We start from the raw sequence: 17,509 nt of genomic DNA, 5'->3' as shown, positions 1-17,509 counted from the left end.
TGATCCGGCGAGGGATGGCGCGATCCGGGCAGATACACCAGGATGGACGGAATCAGGAAACGCCGAGGCGGGGCGGGATCGGGGGCTGTGATGGTGGACCCAATGCGGAACAGGGCTGTGCGGGCGGCATTATCGCGCGGTGAGCGGAGTCCCCGATGACCGCCGGATGGGATCGGTTCCGGCTCTTCAATATTGGTGACCTGCTGATCCACCGTGGCCGGACGCTGATGTCGCTGACCGTGATGGCGGTGTCGGCGGCCCTGCTGGTGGCGGTGTTCAGTATTTCCGGATCGGTCACCGGGTCGGTGGACACACTGGTCACCGGCCTCGGCGGCAACGCCCAGCTCGAGATCAGCGGTATCACCGATTCCGGATTCGGCCAGGACCTGCTGGGCCCGGCCGCTGCCACCCCCGGCGTGCGGACGGCTGTGCCGATGGTGCGCGCACAAACGAGTGCCGATGCCGACCGGGCCCTGCTGGTGGGCGCGGACGCCCGGATCGCCGAACTGGGCAGTTCGCTCACCGGATCGCTGGGCCCCGAGGCGGCGAAGGTATTGATGGTGCCCAATGGTGTGCTGACCGGTGCCGCCCTGGGATACCGGGAGGGGGACACGTTCCCCCTCGGCACCGGTACCGCGACCGTGGCGGGTGTGCTCGATGCCGACGACGCCGGACAACTCAACGGCGGCCATCTGATCGCCACCACCCTGGCGACCGCGCAGAAGCTCACCGGCCGGCCGGGGCAACTGGATTCGATCCAGGTCATCGCCGAACCCGGTACCGATATCGGCAGCCTGCGCTCGGCGCTGACCGACACCGTGGCCGGGCGGGCGGTCGTCGCCGACCCCGGATTCCGGGCCGCCCAGGCGGGCGGTGCCGTGACCATCATCCGCTACTCCACCCTGATGGCGGCCGCCGCGGCCCTGGTGGTCTCGGCCTTCCTGATCTACAACGCCATGGCCATGGCGATAACCCAGCGTCGCCCGGTCCTGTCCCTGCTGCGGGCGATCGGCGGCCGCCGCGCGCCGATGGTGCGCGATCTACTGGCCGAAGCGGTGCTGGTCGGGGTGCTCGGCGGATTCCTCGGCGCGGGCGCCGGAATCCTGATGGGCCGGATCGCCATCGGCCAGTTGCCCGCCGCCATCCTGCAATCGGTGGAGGCGCGCACCGAATACCAGGTGCCGGGCTGTGCAATACCGGTTGCGATCGCGCTGTGCGTGCTGGCCAGTGTCGCGGCCTGCGCATTCGCGGCGCGCGCGGTGTACCGGGTCGAGCCGATCGAGGCGCTGGTACCGGTGGGCGCGACGGTCACCGATACGGTGCGTCCGGTGGCGCGCTGGGCGGCGGTCGTCCTGGGAATCGCCATGGCGGGTGCGGCGATCTACCTCGCGGAAACGGATTTCGGATTGTGGTCCCTGGCATCGATCTCGCTGTCCTTCGGCGCGGCGATCGTGCTGTGTTTCGCGGCGACCGGGCCGATCGTGCGCACTGCCGGTGCGATCGCCCGCTGGTTCGGTGGTCCCGGGGCGCTGGGCGCCACCACCTTGGAACGGGCGCCCCGACGGGTGTGGGCCACCGCGATGACGGTGCTCATCGGTGTGGCCGCCGTGGTGTCCACCGGCAGCGCGACCCGCAATGTGGTCGATTCGGCGAGTGCGAGCTTCGAGCATTTGGCGGCCACCGATTTCTGGGTCACCCCGGGGTCCATGGCGCAGTTCCCCACCGGCCCGCTGCTACCCGACGGTCTGGCGGAACAGCTGGCGGCGGTACCGGGGGTGGCGGCGGTGAACCCGGCGCAACTGGCGTTCGCCAGTGTCGGTGCCGGGCGGGTACTGCTGCAGGGGTTTCCGGCGAATTCCGATGGTTCCCGGCTGAGTTCGGCGATGAGCCCGGAGGTCGGGCGGCTACTGGTCACCGGTCAGGGCGTCGTGATCTCCCGCGACGTAGCCCGTTCGCTGCGGGTGTCGGCGGGGGATACGCTCACCCTGCCGACCCCGACCGGCCGGCACGAGGTGCGCGTTCTGCAGGTGATCCCGTACTTCTCGGCGATAGCCGGCGTCATCATGATGGACCTCGACCGGATGCGCGGCTGGTACCAGCGCCCGGGCGAAACCACGCTGGCCGTGGACCTCGCCCCCGGCGCGGATCCGGAGACCGTACGGAGCGAATTGCGGCGAGTGGTACCCGCGGATCTCTTCATCGATTCCGGCCGGGAAGCTGTCGCCGCCACCGCCGGGAGCTTGCGCCAGGGCACCGCACTGTCCACGAACATTCTGTGGATCGTGGTGCTGGTCGCGACGATCGCCCTGCTGAACACCCTGATGCTGTCGGTGCTGTATCGCCGTCGCGAGATCGGGGTGCTGCGCGCGATGGGCACCAGCCGCCGCTTCCTGCTGCGCTCGGTACTTGCCGAGGCCGCAGGAATCGGGCTGGTCGGTGCCGTGCTCGGGTTGCTCGCCGGCGCCGCGGTGCAGTACCTGTCCGCGGCCGCCATCGGTCATGCGATGACCATCGACGTCGTCTACGCGCCGAGCCCGCTGCTGGTGGTGTACGGAGCGGTGGCGCTGGCATTGGCGCTGCTCGGTTCCGTACCGCCGGCACTGCGCGCGGCACGGATGCCGATCGTCGAGGCGCTCGCGGTCGACTGACCGGCGGGGCTCAGTCGTGTTCGGCCGCGGCGGTCCGGATGATCCGCCCCAGGGTGTCGAGGTAGCGCTGCACCGATTCGTGGGCGATCGGGTTGTCCGGGTAGATCACGCTGATCGCCGTCTCGTTCGGCAACCTGTTGATCCAGACGAGAGCTTCCTCGCTGGCCGCCCGATTCCCGTACAGGCCGCCACGGGCGATATCGAAGAACTCGCTACCGGCGAAATCACGGGCGTCGACATAGGAGATCATCGGATTGGACCAGTTCGGGCCGACCGCGATACCGCTGTCGGGTGGTGCCAGTTCGAGCACGCGGTGGATGGTGGTGGTTTTCAGCCGCATACCGTTCTCGTACGCGCGCTGGGCCCGCGCCACCGTCCGTTCGAACGAGGCACGGATCCCGATCGGGAAAGCCACCGGGACGAGGGCTACGTACCAGCCGATCGAGGTCATCTCCTCGAAGGTGCCGCGAGTGTTGAGCGGTGTGATGCCGAAGTAGTAATCGCTGTCGACGAGTTCGCGTTCGGCCAAGGCCGCGGCCGCGAACACCCCGCCGGCGAATTCGCCGCCGTTGTCCCGGCAGACCTTCTCGAAACGTGCCGCCGCGTCTTCGTCGAACAATGTGACCGTGCGATGCGCACTGCGGTGCGTGTCGCCACCGCGAAGACCGAGATCCAGGGGGAAGGAAGGCAGCTCGCCGTCGTTGCCGCGCAGCAGCCGCAACCAGGTGCCGACCTCGGGGGAAGCGAGCGACAGCCGGGCCGAGGCCGCGCGTTCCCGGGCGCAGTACTCGGTGTAGCTGGCCGGCTGGGGGATGGGCGGTGTCTGATCCCAGGCGTGTTTCGCGTACAGGCAGGCCAGTTCGAAGGAGGAGATGTGCTGCCCCACACCGTCGGTGTGCAGATGGTCGATCGCCATGAACACGGTGGTCGATTCGTCGTGTTCGATCGCCCAGAAGGTGAAGCAGTTCCACTGGGTGGGCGCCGGGGTGCGCGATTGCGCGAGATCACGGATCGCCGTGGCGTCACCGACCGGGCCGTGGTCGACGGGCGCGAACTCGATATCGCCGGGTTCGAGGAGGTGGCGCCGGAGCGTGCCGTCGGGCTCCAGGGCGAACCAGCTGCGGAAGGTGTCGTGCCGGACGAGGAATTCGTTGACCGCCCGGGTCATCGCCGCCCGGTCGAGAACGGCCGGGACTTCCGCACTGACCAGGCACAGTCCGGAGGTCCGGTAGCCGGCGCCGGCAGCGCGGTGAACCTGCCGCAGATAATGCTCCTGCTGATGCGACGGGGGCGCGCTGTGCACAGGCGCCCCGGCGGCTGCCTCACGGGCGGCGGGCGTCGCCTCCCAGCTGATCACCCGTCCGGGTGCCGGATTCCATTCATCGATGAGTCCGAAATCGACCATCTCTCGTTCCTCAGTTCACCGCCGGCGCGGGCGCCGGAGCGGAGTTGTCCGGCGTGGCCGGGTCGGGAAGGGCCAGGGTGACGGTGGCCAGGACGAGCGCGACCACCGCGATCGCGGACAGCATGACGGTGCTGCCGCCGAGCGTATGGGCGCGGAAGAACGCGGTCGCCAGCAGCGCGAGACCGACACCGTTGCCGATCTGCTCGATCGTGGGCAGCAGACCCGACGCCTCCGCCATCTGAGAGTCGTCCAGGCCGGCGAGCATGATGGGTTGCAGCGGCACCGCGAAGACACCGGCGCCGAACCCGCACAGGAAAACCGGTACGGCGCACAGCAGCATGTTCACCCGGCCGTCGGTGATGTTGATATACGCGACGCCCGTCAGTACACAGGCCGCATACAGTACGAGACCGCCGGCGAGTACCCGCGCACCCCACCGCTTCACCAGCAGCGGCGACAGCAGCGCGCCCGCGCCGGCACCGAGGGCGAACGGGGTCATCGCGATCCCGGTGCGCAGCGGGGAGAATTGCAGGACATCCTGCAGGGTGATGGAGATGGCGAAGACGAACGCCGTGAACAGGCCGAAGAATCCGGTGATCACCACGGAGCCGACCGCGAAACCGCGGTCGGCGAACAGGTCCAGCCGCAGCAGCGGCCCGGTGCCGCGCCGGGTCGCGCGTCGCTCGTGCAGCAGGGTGAGCGCGCCCAGCGCGAGTGCCACGGCGATGATCAGGCACGGCATGGGACGCCAGCCGCGCAGGTGGATCTCCGAGAGCGCATAGAGCAGAGCGAACAGCGTTGCGACGGAGAGGAATACGCCGGTGAAATCCATCGGCGCCCGCTGCGGCGGCACCTCGAGCCGGAGGAATCGCCAGGCCAGAGCAAACGTGACCATACCGAGCGGCAGGTTCATCAGGAAGATGCTGTGCCAGCCGAACCCGCCGATATCCGCGGTGACCAGGGCCCCGCCCAGGATCGGACCGAGCAGACCCGCGAAACCCGACGTGGCGCCGTAGAGAGCGAAGACATGGGTGTGCAGCTCGCGCGGGAACAGGGCGGTGAGAATCGCGATGGTCTGCGCCGCCATCCCCGCCCCGGCGACGCCCTGCACGATACGGGCGAGCACCAGTTCGTTCCCGCTGTCCGCGGTCCCGCACCACACCGAGGCGGCGGTGAAGGCGACCACCGCGAGCAGGAACATCCGCCGCCGGCCGATCCGGGCGCCGAGCCGGGCGGCGGGCAGGAGGGTGCACGCGAAGGCCAGGGAATACCCGGAGACGATGAGCAACTGCTGCGCGGAACTTGCCTGCAGGTCGGTGGTGATCTCGGGTAGCGCGGTGTTGACAATCGTCACATCGATCATCTGCATGAACACCGAGAGCAGGCACCCGGCGAAGGCCACCCAGGCGCCCGGGCCGGCAACGGCCCGGGCGGTGGCGATCACACCCGGTATCACGAATGCGCCTTGCCGCCGAGTAGCACGGCGTCGGCGGGACGCGCGGCCCGCTCGCTACCGTTTCCCGCCGGGGCGGTGGACTCCGCCGTCGAGCTCGGCTCCTGTCGATCGTCGTCGGCTTCGTGGGCGGCACCGTTGCCATCGGCCGCGGTGGGCGGTACATCACCGGAGGATCCGTCCCCGCCGGCCGCTGTCGTCCCTCCGGCGCCATCGGTCCCGGTCGTCCCTCCTGCGCCCCCCGTTGCTGTGGCCCCGGTTGCCGCGGCGGGCAGGGCGGCCGCGAAGCCCGCGGCCGGGTCGGTGGCCAGGATCAATTCGGCCACTTTCGGTCCCGCCTGCTCCAGGGTGAACGATCGGCCCATCTGCAGCGACATGAGCTCGATACCGAGTTGTTTGCTGACCCGGGAACCGAATTCGACGGCCATCAGCGAATCCAGGCCCAGCTCGGTGACCGGCACGGTCAGGTCGATGGTGTCGGGTTGCACCCCCATGACGACCGCGAGCTGGTCGGCGAGCATGCGGGCCATGACCTGCCCGCGTTTGCCCTCGTCCAGTGCGGCCAGGTCGGCTTTCAGCTTGGCCAGCATCGAGTTGTCCTGCACCGAGGCCGCGACGAGCGCGGTGAGCCGTCCCGTGCGGCTCATCTGCGGGAACGCGGCGGTGAGTTTCGACCAGTCGGTGGGAATAACGGAGGCGCGAGTCACACCGAGCCGCAGGGCCTGTTCCAGGTAGACCGTGCCGTCGGCCATATCGATGGGACCGAAGCCGGCCAGTTCCAGGTACTTCGCGACCTTGTCGTCGGCGGCCATACCGCCGGCCGCACCGGACATATGTCCCCAGCCCACACACAGCACCCGCTCCCCGGCCCGGGCCCATTCCTCGGCGAGCGCTTCCACCGCGAGATTCGCGGCGGTGTAGTTGTACTGGCCGAAGATCCCGAACATGGAGCCACCGGAGGAGTACAGGACGAACATATCGAGTTCGGCTCCGGCGCCGGTGACGGCGTCGTGCAGCACCCGCGCACCGTGGACCTTGGATCGGTAGACCCGGGCCAGCTGTTCGGCGTCCATCTGCTCGACCCGGTTGTCGGCCACCGCACCCGCGGCGTGGAAGACACCCCGCAGCGGATGGTCCGGGTCGTGCGCCCGGCTGACCAGCGCGGCGACGGCTTCCGGCTCGGCAATATCGGCACGTTCCTCGATTACGGTGACGTCGGCGGCCCGCCAGGCGGCGAGCTGCTGCCTGGCGGCGGGTGTCGAGGCCCCGCTGCGGCCCACCAGCACGAGCCGGCGCGCACCCTCGGCGACGAGCCAGGTGCCCGTGGCCATGCCGAAGCCGCCGAATCCACCGGTGATGAGATAGGTGCCGGCCGGGTCGATGGCGAGGTCGGGCAGCGTCGGCCGGACCGGCGGTGCCGCATCGGTCATCGACAGGGCAATGCGGCCGATCTTGGTCGAGCGGATGGTGTCGTCGAATGCCTTGGCGACTTCGTGCGTGCCGTAGAGCTCGTAGGGCAGCGGCTCGTATTCACCGGATCGGATTTTCTCCACCACCCGGCGCAGCAGATCCGCGAGCTGCAGCGGCCGATACCGGCACATCCGATCGAGGTCCATGGAGAAGTAGGACAGGTTCTTGTCGAAGTTGGCGAGTTCGAGCAGGCCACCGGTGTAGATATCAGCCTTGCCGACCTCGACGATGCGGCCGAATTCGCGGATCGCCTTGAAGTTCTGGCGCAGGGCCTCGCCGGGCGCGGAGCTCACGATCACGTCCACCCCGGCGCCGCCGGTGAGGCCCAGGACCTCGTCGGCGAAGTTGAGCGAACGGGAATTCAGGGCGTGATCGGCACCGAGTTCGAGGATATGCGCGCGCCGCTCCGCCGTACTCGCGGTGCCGATGATCCGTGCTCCCCGGGCCTTCGCCACCTGGATCGCCGCGGACCCGACACCGCCGGCGGCGCCGTGGATCAGGACCGTCTCACCCGGTTCCAGCCGCGCCAGATCGAGCAGGGAGTACTCGGCGGTGCCGAAGGCGGTGGTGCTGGTGCACACCGCGGGGTCGGTGCCGGCGGGCAGCGGGATGACCGCGGCACGGTCCACGACGTGGTAGCGCCGCATCATGCCCTTCGCGGCGAGTGCGACCACGTCACCGACCGCGAGATCGGTGATACCGTCCCCGATCCGGGTGACGGCACCGACACCTTCCATACCGGGGCTGGTTCCGAAGAACGTGTCGGCGAGTTCGCGTTCGCCGAGAATGCCCATGACTTTGAGCGGGTCCTTGTAGTTGAGGCCGATGATGCGCATCCCGACCTCCACTTCGCCCGGTCCTGGGTCACGCCGCGGCGCCCGGCGCCACGCCAGCGCGGACAGCAACTTGGATTTCGGTATCTCGAGCGCGAAATCGGCGTCCGGGTCGGTCAGCGGTTCGGCCGTCTCCAGCGTGTCGATCCGCTCCTGCAACGGTGCGGTGATCCGCGGCAGCCAGCGGGCGCCGCCCCGGAGCAGTACTTCGTCGGAGTTGTCGTACTGGAACGCACCGGGGACCGACAGCTCGGTGACGAGATCGTCGATCGGGGTAGCGGGTTCGGTATCGATCAGCCGCCAGCGCAGCGCGGGTTGCTCGTTGAGCAGCACCCGCCGGGCGCCCGCCAGCGCGGCCTGGCGCGAATCCGGCGCGGTCGCGGTGTCCGGCAGGGTGAAAGCGTGTTCGGTGACCACAGTGACATGGCAGGAACCGTCCCCGATCCCGACCATCGGGGTATCGCCCTCGCCGGGTGCCACGAACTCGTGGGCGGCGACCGCGATCCGTTTGAACGTCCACAGGTCGGCCAGATCGTCCTCGATACCGCCCGCGACGACCACCAGATGCACCCGGGTCGTCTCGGTGTTGTCCCTTCCGGCGCGCAGGAGCTCGGTGAGCTCGGCCTCGAGCTCGGGGTCGTCGCCGGTGGTGAGCCGGTACCGGGCGCGCGGGAGGGCGTCGGCGAGGGCACGGGCCCGATCGCTCTCGCCCAGTGCGAGGACCACGGTCGCGGCGGTGCCGGTATCTCCGAGCGCCGCCGGGTCGATCGGATCGGCCTGTTCCATGGTGTCCGCGTAGTAGAAATCGGCCATCCGCTGCAGTGGGCTGCCGCCCGGCGTGAGCGAACCCAGCCGGACCCCGAGCAGATGCAGGCACAAAGTGCCGTCGTACCCGAGCAGGCGCACATCCGCGAGATGACCGGATTCCGGGTCGCGTCGCGCCACCACGGTCACCTCCGCGGGCAGCGGCCGGTACAACCGGACCGCGGACACCCCGACCGGGACCATGGCGCCCTCGCCGAGCCCGTCCTGCGCGAACAGCAGAGCCACGGTCTGCATGGCGGCGTCGACGACGGCCGGATGCGCGAGATGCCCGGAATCGGCCGCGACGGTCCCATCGACGGTGGCCACCACGGCGTCGCGGCCCGCCCGCACCGAAGTGACCCGCCGGAACGCGGGACCGTACTGCAGGCCGCGGGAGGCCAGCGCGGCGTAGAACAATCCGGGTTCGAAATCGACCGCGGATTCCGGTTCGGGCACCGTGTTCACGATGGTCTCGTAGGCGCCGTTGAGGATGCGGCCGGTGGAGTGCACCGTCCACACCGAACCGGTGGCGCTGCGGGACCGGATCAGGAACCGCCCGCTGGTGTCCTCGATACCGAGTTCCAGGAACGGCACATCGGGCTGGGCCATTACCAGCGGCGCTACGAACCGCACATCCTCGAGCGCGACCCGGCTGTCACCGGAGCGGGTGGCGGCGGCGCTGAGGGCCGCGTCCAGGTACGCCGCGCCCGGCATGATCCGCATCCCGCCCACCACATGATCGGGCAGCCACGGCAGCAGCTCGGTACCGACCTGCAGCATCCAGCCCGGCCGGCCTTCCATATCCGGGTCCCCGAGCATCGTGTAGGTATCGGGGCTGCCCAGCCGCAGCTGCTCGAACAGTGGCAGCGGATTGTGCAGCCGGGTGTTCTGCCACGGATAGCGGGGCAGCGGCAGATGTTCGGTGGCCGGCCGGTCCGCGGGGAATAGGGTCGCGATATCGAGGACCCCGGCCGCGTACACACCGGCGACCGTGCGGCGGATGCTCTCGGCGTCGTGCTCCTTCCGGTTCAGCGTCGCGACGGTCGCCCCGTTCTCGCCGGCGGCGAGCAGAATCTCGCGGATGTTGCCGGACAGGACGGGATGCGGTCCGACCTCGAGGAACACGCGGTGACCGGCGGCGACGAGACCGGCGACAGCGTCGGCGAAACGCACCGGTTGCCGGACGTTCGCGCACCAGTACTCGGCGTCGAAACCGTCCTCGGCTTCCACCACCGCCTGCGCGGTCACCGTGGAGACCAGCGGGATCCGCGGGGCCCGCGGCGCCAGATCAGCCAGGGCGGTGCGCAATTCGTCGAGGATCGGGTCCATGTACCGGCTGTGGTAGGGCACCTCGACCCGCAGGGCCCGGGCGAACGCACCGTCCTCGGTGAGCTTCTCGGCGATCTCGTCGAGCCGGTCCACATCGCCGGCCAGGGTGAGCGATCCGGGGCTGTTCACCGCGGCGATATCCACGGCGTCGCCGGCACCGAGATATTCGCGGACCTTGTCCGCGCCGGTGCCGACGGCGAGCATCCCGCCCATCCCCGCGGTGGTCGCCTGCAGCCGGGACCGGTGGTAGGCCACGGTGACGGCTTCGCGCAGGGTCAGCATGCCGGTGACATAGGCGGCCGATACCTCGCCCACGCTGTGGCCCACGATCCGGGCCGGAGTGATTCCGAACTGTGCCAGTTCGGCCACCAATCCGACCTGGACCAGGAAGTTTGCCGGCTGGGCGACCTCGGTCGCGGCCACCCGGGACTCCTCTTCCGGGCGCAGGAGTTCCGCGATGATCGACCAGCCGGCCACCTCCTGGAACGCGGCGTCGACGGTACGTGCGGTGGCGGCGAATACGCCGTCGGCGGTGAGTAGTTCGCGGGCCATACCCCACCACTGGGGTCCCATCCCGGAGAACACGAATACCGGCTCGTCAGTGCGCTGGGCGACGGTGCGCACGGCGTCGCGACCCTCGCCGACCGCGTACTGCCGCAGTTCCTCGATCAGCTCGCCGCGTTCGCGCAGCGGTACCCCGGTGCGGAACTGGTGGTGGGCGAGCCGGGTCCAGGCGGCTTCGGCGAGATGGTCGGGGTCCGCGCCGGCCGCGAGGAGGTCGGCGAACCGGCCGGCCATGGCCCGCACCGCGGGGGCGCTGCGGGCCGAGACCGGCAGCACCCCGAGATGGTCGCGTTCCCGCTCATCCGGTGCTGCCACCGGGGGCCGGAACTCCTGCAGGATGGTGTGCGCATTGGTACCGCCGTACCCGAATCCGTTCACCGCGATCGACATCGGGCCCGCGTCCGCGGGCAGCGGCTCGGCCTCGAGCTGGATATGCAGGTTGAGATCGGCGAAGGGAATATCGGGGTTGGGTTCGTCGAGCCAGCCCTGCGGCGGAATGGTGCGATGCTGCAGGGCGAGCGCGGATTTGATGACACCGGCGATACCCGACGCCGCTTCGGTGTGCCCGAGGGTGGCCTTCAGCGAGCCCACACCGAGCGAGGTCGCCCGCGTCGCGGCCGCGCCGTAGACCGTGCCGAGGGCGCGCAGTTCGATCGGGTCGCCGACCGGGGTTCCGGTTCCGTGCGCCTCGACATAGGTGATCTGCTCGGGCGACAGGCCCGACCGTTCGCATACCGTCCGGGCCAGGGCTTCCTGCGAATCGGCGTTCGGTACGGTGATGGCCGCGGTACGCCCGTCCTGGTTGGACCCGGTCGCCTTGACCACCGCGTACACCCGGTCGCCGTCGCGCAGGGCGTCGTCGAGTTTCTTCAGGACGACGATGCCGCCGCCCTCGCCGCGGCCGTACCCGTCGCCGGCGGCGTCGAAGGATTTACAGCGCCCGTCGACCGCGAGGAATCCGCCCTTGCACATCATGACGAAGGTTTCCGGCTGCAGCATCACATTCACCCCGCCGGCCAGCGCGGTCGTGCAGTCGCCGTTCTCGATCGCCTGGCAGGCCAGGTGGAATGCCACCAGCGACGAGGAACAGGCGGTATCCACGGTGATCGCCGGCCCGACCAGGTTGAGCGCATAGGCGATCCGGTTCGAGAGCATGGTGTAGGAGGCGGACGCCGCGGTGTGCATATCGACATGCGCCAGCGCGGGACCCACCACACCGACCACGGACTGATCGACCACGAAACCGCCGATATAGACGCCGACCGATTCCCCGGCGGCCTTACCGGCAACCCCGGCGTCGTCGAGGGCCTCCCAGGTCACTTCCAGGAGTAGCCGCTGCTGCGGGTCGAGGCCGGTGGCCTCACGCGGGGATATCCCGAAGAAATCGGGGTCGAATTCCCAGGGATCGATGGTCAGGAATGCGCCGTGCTTGGTGTAACTCCGGCCGGGGGTGCGTTTTTCGGGATCGTAGTAGCGGCGATAATCCCAGCGGTCCGGGGGAATCTCGACGACGGCATCGCGTTTGTCGACCACGAACTCCCAGAACGATTCCGGGGAGTCGATACCCCCGCCGAATCGGCAGCCGATTCCGACTATGGCAATGTCCGACATCTATGTGTCCTCCCGAATCCGGGGTGAGCTGCGGTTTTCCCGCCGAAGATCCGACAGCGGGCTTGCCGCGCACGCCGGACCATCTGTTGCGATGAATATCCGGCTGAGATGCCAAAGGGTCGCAAATATCCGGTGCCGCTACGACAATGTGCCCGATGCTACCGATCGAAAACTGGTGTCTGGAATGGCTTCCGGACAACCTTCCGTCACCGCACAAGCGGTCAGGATCTCAATTGTGAAGTAGCCCAGTAGGGTTGCGTCCCGCGCTGGGCTACACGCTCAGTCCCGCAGCGCCGCTGCGAATACCGGCCACGAATCGTGTAACTCCTGTTGCCAGTACCCCCAGGAATGGGTGCCGTCGGGACGCAACGCCACGGTGGCCGGAATCCCGAGTTCCTGCAAGCGCTCACCCAGCCGGGTGGTGCAGCCCGCGGACACCGTCTCCAGGAGGCCACCGACCAGCAGCTGGTCGATCAGCTTGCCCGGATTGCGCCGAATTCCGGGGCCGTCCAAGGTGTCCAGGGCGCCAGGAGCGCCGGTGCCTGCGGAAACGTACAGCACGAGGCCGCGCAAGGCCTCGGCGTGCAGGAACGGATCGTTGTCGTGCCACGCCCGATCCTGCGGCGGCCCCCACATATTCGCCGGATTGCCCCCGTTGCTGCGCACCACCATCTCGACGACCGCCCGGCCCTGCGGATCACTGGTCCGCACACAGCCGCTGTAGGAACCCAGCGCCCGGTAACGGCCGGGCGCGGCGAGTGCGAGCTGGAACACCGAGGCGGCGGCCATCGACACCCCCGCGAGCGCATCGGCGCCGCTGCCCCGGAAGGTGGAGTCGATCAGCGGCGGGAGTTCCTCGGTCAGGAATGTCGTCCACCGCTGACGTCCGAGGATCGGGTCGTCGGTCCGCCAGTCGGTGAAATAACTGCCCGCGCCGCCGATCGGATTGACGACGGTGACCTGCTCCGCAGCGAAGAAATCGGCGATATCGGTGCGGTCGAACCAATTCCCGCCGTCGCCACCCCCGGTGATCCCGTTGAGCAGATACAACACCGGAGCCTCGGTCCCGGGGTCCGCCGCCGGCAGGACCCGGACGGGAATCACCCGGCCCATCGCGGGCGAGTACACCGCGAGTTCCAGTGCGCGTCCCCCGAGGCCGCGGATGCCGGTCGTCCGTGCCTCCTGCGGACCCGGGGCCGGTGGTGCAGGAGCACCCGGGGGCGCCGGCTGCGGCGCGGCGGATCCGGGCGTGAGCGTGGCGGAAGCGAGGGCGAGCGCGGCCACGGTGACGACCAGGGTGCGGTGCGTGCGGCGTAGGTGTCGCATCGCCGGAAGCTATTCCGCGCAGTGGGGTATCGAGCGGTATTCCGCCGAAGTCTGTGATCCGGGCCAGCCCGGCCCGGATTTCCCTCCCACCGGTCCCAACCCGGGCCCTCACGTTCCGGTGCCCGGCCGCTCCCCGCCGGATATGGACATCCGACTGGACAGGTGTCACCATCGGTGAACAGCCGGTAGTTCGCGGCTGTGCCGGGCGACGAGAGGAACATGAGCATGGACACCTGTGCGGACCGGGGGCCGGAGCGCGGGATCGGTGGTGGCCGGCGATGAGCGCGATGCGTCCGTGTGAACGGGTCGGGGTCGAATTCGTCGACAACGCGCCTGTGCGGTTCAGCAACAGCGTGGACCTGGCCATCACCCCCGAGCAGCTGTTCGAGGTCCTGGCCGACGCCGAATCCTGGCCGAACTGGGCGACCGTCATCACCAAGGTCACCTGGACCAGTCCCGAACCACGCGGAGTCGGTACCACCCGGCTGGTCGATATGCGCGGCGGGCTGACCGGTGATGAGGAATTCCTCGTCTGGGAGCCGAACACCCGGATGGCCTTCCGGTTCAACAGTTGCTCCACCGGTGCCGTCGCGGCCTTCGCGGAGGACTATCGGGTGGTGGCCACGTCCGAGGGATGCCGGCTCACCTGGACCCTCGCGCAGCGTCTGGCCGGACCCGCCCGTTTCACCGCGTTCGCGGCGAAACCGTTCATGAACATGGCATTCCGCCGATTCCTGGCGAACCTGCGCCGCTATACCGACCGCCGTTTCGCGGTGACCACGTCCTGACCGGTGCTGCCGGCGGGCCCGCGGCCCGCCGGCTCAGCCCATCAACAGCGAACCGGCCAGCCATGCGGCGAGTACCAGTGCCACGCCGATGATCGCGCCCGGATACAGCGCGCGGCCGCTGCGCGCCGCATTGATCGAGGTGGCCGCGCCGAGCAGGAATCCGAAGCAGCCACCCAGGACGATGACCCAGTTACCGGTACTGGGATCGGTCGTGCACCCGGTGCGTCCTTCGCAGACACCCATTGCCAGCAGGAACCACGGGGAGATGACGACCGAGACGATCGCCAGGGCCGCCAGCAGGAACCACAGCAGCGCGGTGATCACCAGATCGTGCTGGCGGGGCACCGGCATCGGCCCGCCGCGGCCGTAGGCCTCGTCGGGGATCGGGGCTATCGGATAGTCGGTGGACATCTGGTTCGGGAACATATGCCTCGCGATCGCTCGGGCCGCTGGATGGAATTTCGGAACCTTCCCTGTGCCGCAACTGATCCGGCACGCGCGCGACACTACACTGCCCGGAGGTACGCGGCATGCTTCCACTCAGCGCTGCGGCTCGAGAGGTGCGGTGCTAACGCGGCGGCGACTCCGGACCGTCCGCGGGCCGGTCACCGCTATCGGGCGGCCCGGGCTCTGCTGTCCGTGATTCGACCTGCGGTCCGGTGTCCGGAACATCGGGTGCGGGAGCAGTGGCGGCCTCCGGTGTACGTTCGCTGCCCGTGGCCACATAATTCGCCGTTGTCGCGCGGGATACGCTGATCCGCCACGGAATCCACGTCGAACCCTCCGGGCTGCGCGGCATCGTCGCCACCGCCATGACGGCCGCGGCCGCGGCGATGATCACCGCGGCGATCGCCGACGCGGTGACGGTACTCGTGGCGACGTAGTCGACCTCGTTCAAACCCGCGACCGGCTTCGTTCCGTCGTTGAACGCCCAGTTCAGCCAGGAACCGACCTGGCCGCCCAGATCCCAGCGGCGGTTCGTCATCGTCTTGAGCTCTTTCTGGCGCGCGGTCAGATAGAGCAGGTTCGCCACGACGAGGACCGCGGTCAGTACGGATGTGCCGGTGGCGATCCGGGCGAAGCGCGGTGAGTCGGTGACGATATAGATCGCCACCGCGGCAACAGTGACGGCCATGGCGGCACTGGCGGTCACCGCCCACGAACCGGTGAGATTCGCGGTGGGTGTCGGGCCTTGCGACGACCACACCGTCAAGTAGCGAGTGGTCGAGTCGATCTGGCCGAACGGCGTGGCCGCCGCCACCCCGTCCGGCCCGTGCGCCACCATCCAGTGCCGGAACATCAGGATGAAGGTGACGATCCCCCCGAGCGCGGCGAAAACATAACCCCATTTACCGCTCAGCGCGGGTGATGTGCGGATCGTTTCGGCCCGGTCCCGGGTTCGCCGGAGGAGGGCGGCGGCCATCGCCCGCCGCCGTAGCCGGCGCTCGGCCCGTTCACCGGACGTGGTCCGGCCGGTAGTCGCTGTGCTGCTCGGGGCGGACGCGACAGCGGTGGATACCGCACCGGCCGGGTCGGCGCCCGTGTTCTGGGCCCACGGGGTCGGTTTGACCATCAGTCCAGTGTATTTCTGCGTTCACCACTGGGAATACGGGTCGGAAGGTATTCCCGACCAGCGGGTTCGGTATCAGGCGGCGTCGGAGTGCCCGGCGCGGCCGTTGGCCACCAAGTCCACCACCGTATCGCGCAGGACAGTCTGGATGCGCTGGGAATGCCCGCGCACGGTGGCCGAAGCTGCACCGCCGGATGCGGATTCGGCCTCGATGAGATCGACGAGTTCGTTGGCGATATGACACAGTGCGAGCAAGCGCCGCACCATGTCCCGCCGCTCGGCCGGCGGGATGAATTCCGTGTCCACGACTGTGTGATCGCTCGCGGTCCGGGAGTCGTTTCGCCGGGGGAACCTCGGCCGGGTACTGCCTGCCATCCCTGCAGCACGACGCGAGCGAACGGCAACGGCACCGCGCGGCGGCACCGGATCATCCGGCACCGCCGGGCATCGGTAGCCTCCACCGCACAGTCGATCTACCTGCCGGGAGGCAATGGTGAACGTGGGCCGGGTACTGCTGATGCTGCTGGCCGTCGCGTTGGTTGCACCGGTCGCTGCCTGTGGTGCCGCGGTCGAGCGTCCGTCGGCCGCTCCGGCAGCCCGTGGCGAACTCGTCACGGCGGAGCAGGTGATGGCGATGAACGGCCCGCAGACCAGCGGTTACCTTGCCGAGTGGAACTACCCTGTCGCGCAGGCGAACGGCGTGCGCGGGTACCGGGTCGAGTACGGAACGATCGGCCCCGATGGCGCCCCTACCACCGCCAGTGGGCTGGTCGTTGTCCCCGATACCGGAAACACGCAACTGCGCGCAGTGTCCTACGCGCACGGCACCATGGTGCGCCGTGACGAAGCACCCTCCGTCGCCGACGGGAGCGACCGTGCCCGCACGGCGATGTTCGCCGCGGCGGGTTATCTGGCCGTGGCGCCGGACTATCTCGGGCTGGGGACAGGTCCGGGTGCACATCCGTATGCGCACGCGCCGTCGGAGGCCACCGCCTCGGTGGATCTGCTCCTGGCCGCGCGCACTCTGCTCGCCCAACAGGAGCGAGAAGTCCATCCCGAGGCGCTGGTCACCGGCTTCTCCCAGGGCGGCCAGGCTGCCCTCGCGCTCGGTAAGGAGCTGTCTGCGGGCCGGGCCCAGGGGCTGAGCCCGGGTGCCGTGGCGGCGGTCAGCGGACCCTATGAGGTCCAGGAGGTGCAGGCCCCGGCCGCGCTGGACGGCCGGGTGGAGGCGCGGCAGGCGGTGGTCTTCCTCGCCTACTGGATCACCGCGATGAACCGGATCTACCACCTCTACGACCGGCCCGCCGACGCGTTCCGGCCGCCGTACGCGCAGCGGGTCGAGAACCTTTTCGACGGGCACCACGATCTGCTGTCGATCTCCGCGGGCTTGCCGCGGACACCGCAGGAGTTGCTGACCCCCGAGTTTCTCGAGCTGGCCCGCAACCCCACCGGCCCCGGCCTGCGCGCCATGGCCGACAGCGATACGGTCTGCGACTGGGATCCCGGCGTACCGGTCCGGCTGTACGGCACCTCCGCCGACCGCAGCGTTCCGTTCGAGAACTCCCAGCGGTGCCTGAAGGCCGAACTCGGTGCGGACGCCGAACTCATCGATCTCGGCGTCGCCGATCACGGCAGCACGGTGAACACGGCGCTGCCGCAGATTCTCGACTGGTTCCGCAATACGGCACCGCCCGCCTGAACCGGCTGG

The 17,509-nt window shown here is 69.2% G+C and carries 10 protein-coding genes; 3 read left to right on the top strand and 7 right to left on the bottom strand.

Going from position 1 to position 17,509, the window contains the following annotated elements:
* Nucleotides 1-155 precede the first annotated feature (155 nt).
* Complete coding sequence (locus tag ACIA75_RS25910) at nucleotides 156-2,648, top strand: FtsX-like permease family protein (protein ID WP_397108351.1); 2,493 nt, start codon at nucleotides 156-158, stop codon at nucleotides 2,646-2,648.
* A gap of 10 nt (nucleotides 2,649-2,658) precedes the next feature.
* Here the strand turns inward: ACIA75_RS25910 and ACIA75_RS25905 are convergent, their stop codons facing one another.
* From ACIA75_RS25905 to ACIA75_RS25890, 4 genes are all read right to left on the bottom strand, one after another.
* The gene (locus ACIA75_RS25905) at nucleotides 2,659-4,053 is read right to left on the bottom strand and encodes a condensation domain-containing protein (protein ID WP_397108349.1); all 1,395 of its coding nucleotides are present in this window, start codon (nucleotides 4,051-4,053) and stop codon (nucleotides 2,659-2,661) included.
* A gap of 10 nt (nucleotides 4,054-4,063) precedes the next feature.
* Nucleotides 4,064-5,509 (bottom strand): MFS transporter, encoded by a 1,446-nt coding sequence (locus tag ACIA75_RS25900; RefSeq protein WP_397108347.1) that lies wholly within the window; start codon nucleotides 5,507-5,509, stop codon nucleotides 4,064-4,066.
* Nucleotides 5,506-12,117, bottom strand: coding sequence for a type I polyketide synthase (locus tag ACIA75_RS25895; RefSeq protein ID WP_397108345.1), 6,612 nt, complete (start codon nucleotides 12,115-12,117; stop codon nucleotides 5,506-5,508). The genes ACIA75_RS25900 and ACIA75_RS25895 overlap by 4 nt, the downstream gene beginning before the upstream one ends.
* Before the next feature lie 279 nt (nucleotides 12,118-12,396).
* Nucleotides 12,397-13,443, bottom strand: a complete 1,047-nt coding sequence (locus tag ACIA75_RS25890) for an alpha/beta hydrolase (protein WP_397108343.1) — start codon at nucleotides 13,441-13,443, stop codon at nucleotides 12,397-12,399.
* A 287-nt stretch (nucleotides 13,444-13,730) separates the two neighbouring features.
* On the opposite strand from ACIA75_RS25890, the gene ACIA75_RS25885 reads away from it, so the two are divergent.
* A complete protein-coding gene (locus ACIA75_RS25885; RefSeq protein ID WP_397109092.1) occupies nucleotides 13,731-14,231 on the top strand; it encodes an SRPBCC family protein in 501 nt (166 codons plus the stop codon).
* Nucleotides 14,232-14,264: 33 nt separating this feature from the next.
* On the opposite strand, the gene ACIA75_RS25880 is transcribed toward ACIA75_RS25885, so the two are convergent.
* The 3 genes from ACIA75_RS25880 to ACIA75_RS25870 form a co-directional block, all read right to left on the bottom strand.
* Nucleotides 14,265-14,642: a hypothetical protein gene (locus tag ACIA75_RS25880; protein WP_397108341.1), complete on the bottom strand. Its 378-nt coding sequence runs from the start codon at nucleotides 14,640-14,642 to the stop codon at nucleotides 14,265-14,267.
* A gap of 157 nt (nucleotides 14,643-14,799) precedes the next feature.
* The gene (locus ACIA75_RS25875) at nucleotides 14,800-15,804 is read right to left on the bottom strand and encodes a hypothetical protein (RefSeq protein WP_397108339.1); all 1,005 of its coding nucleotides are present in this window, start codon (nucleotides 15,802-15,804) and stop codon (nucleotides 14,800-14,802) included.
* 72 nt (nucleotides 15,805-15,876) lie between these two features.
* Complete coding sequence (locus ACIA75_RS25870) at nucleotides 15,877-16,107, bottom strand: hypothetical protein (protein WP_397108337.1); 231 nt, start codon at nucleotides 16,105-16,107, stop codon at nucleotides 15,877-15,879.
* Between the two features lie 184 nt (nucleotides 16,108-16,291).
* On the opposite strand from ACIA75_RS25870, the gene ACIA75_RS25865 reads away from it, so the two are divergent.
* Nucleotides 16,292-17,500: an alpha/beta hydrolase family protein gene (locus ACIA75_RS25865; RefSeq protein WP_397108335.1), complete on the top strand. Its 1,209-nt coding sequence runs from the start codon at nucleotides 16,292-16,294 to the stop codon at nucleotides 17,498-17,500.
* Nucleotides 17,501-17,509 lie beyond the last annotated feature (9 nt).

Source organism: Nocardia sp. NPDC051750 (assembly GCF_044453135.1).
GTDB lineage: Bacteria > Actinomycetota > Actinomycetes > Mycobacteriales > Mycobacteriaceae > Nocardia.
Note: the sequence above shows the minus strand (reverse complement) of the source record. Positions and strands in the feature narration are given on the sequence as shown.

Excerpts from the sequence above, each read along its gene's own strand:
- ACIA75_RS25905 (WP_397108349.1), bottom strand. The coding sequence starts at position 4,053 with ATGGTCGATTTCGGACTCATCGATGAATGGAATCCGGCACCCGGACGG.
- ACIA75_RS25880 (WP_397108341.1), bottom strand. The coding sequence starts at position 14,642 with ATGTCCACCGACTATCCGATAGCCCCGATCCCCGACGAGGCCTACGGC.
- ACIA75_RS25885 (WP_397109092.1), top strand. The coding sequence starts at position 13,731 with ATGCGTCCGTGTGAACGGGTCGGGGTCGAATTCGTCGACAACGCGCCT.
- ACIA75_RS25865 (WP_397108335.1), top strand. The coding sequence starts at position 16,292 with ATGGTGAACGTGGGCCGGGTACTGCTGATGCTGCTGGCCGTCGCGTTG.
- ACIA75_RS25890 (WP_397108343.1), bottom strand. The coding sequence starts at position 13,443 with ATGCGACACCTACGCCGCACGCACCGCACCCTGGTCGTCACCGTGGCC.
- ACIA75_RS25875 (WP_397108339.1), bottom strand. The coding sequence starts at position 15,804 with ATGGTCAAACCGACCCCGTGGGCCCAGAACACGGGCGCCGACCCGGCC.
- ACIA75_RS25895 (WP_397108345.1), bottom strand. The coding sequence starts at position 12,117 with ATGTCGGACATTGCCATAGTCGGAATCGGCTGCCGATTCGGCGGGGGT.
- ACIA75_RS25910 (WP_397108351.1), top strand. The coding sequence starts at position 156 with ATGACCGCCGGATGGGATCGGTTCCGGCTCTTCAATATTGGTGACCTG.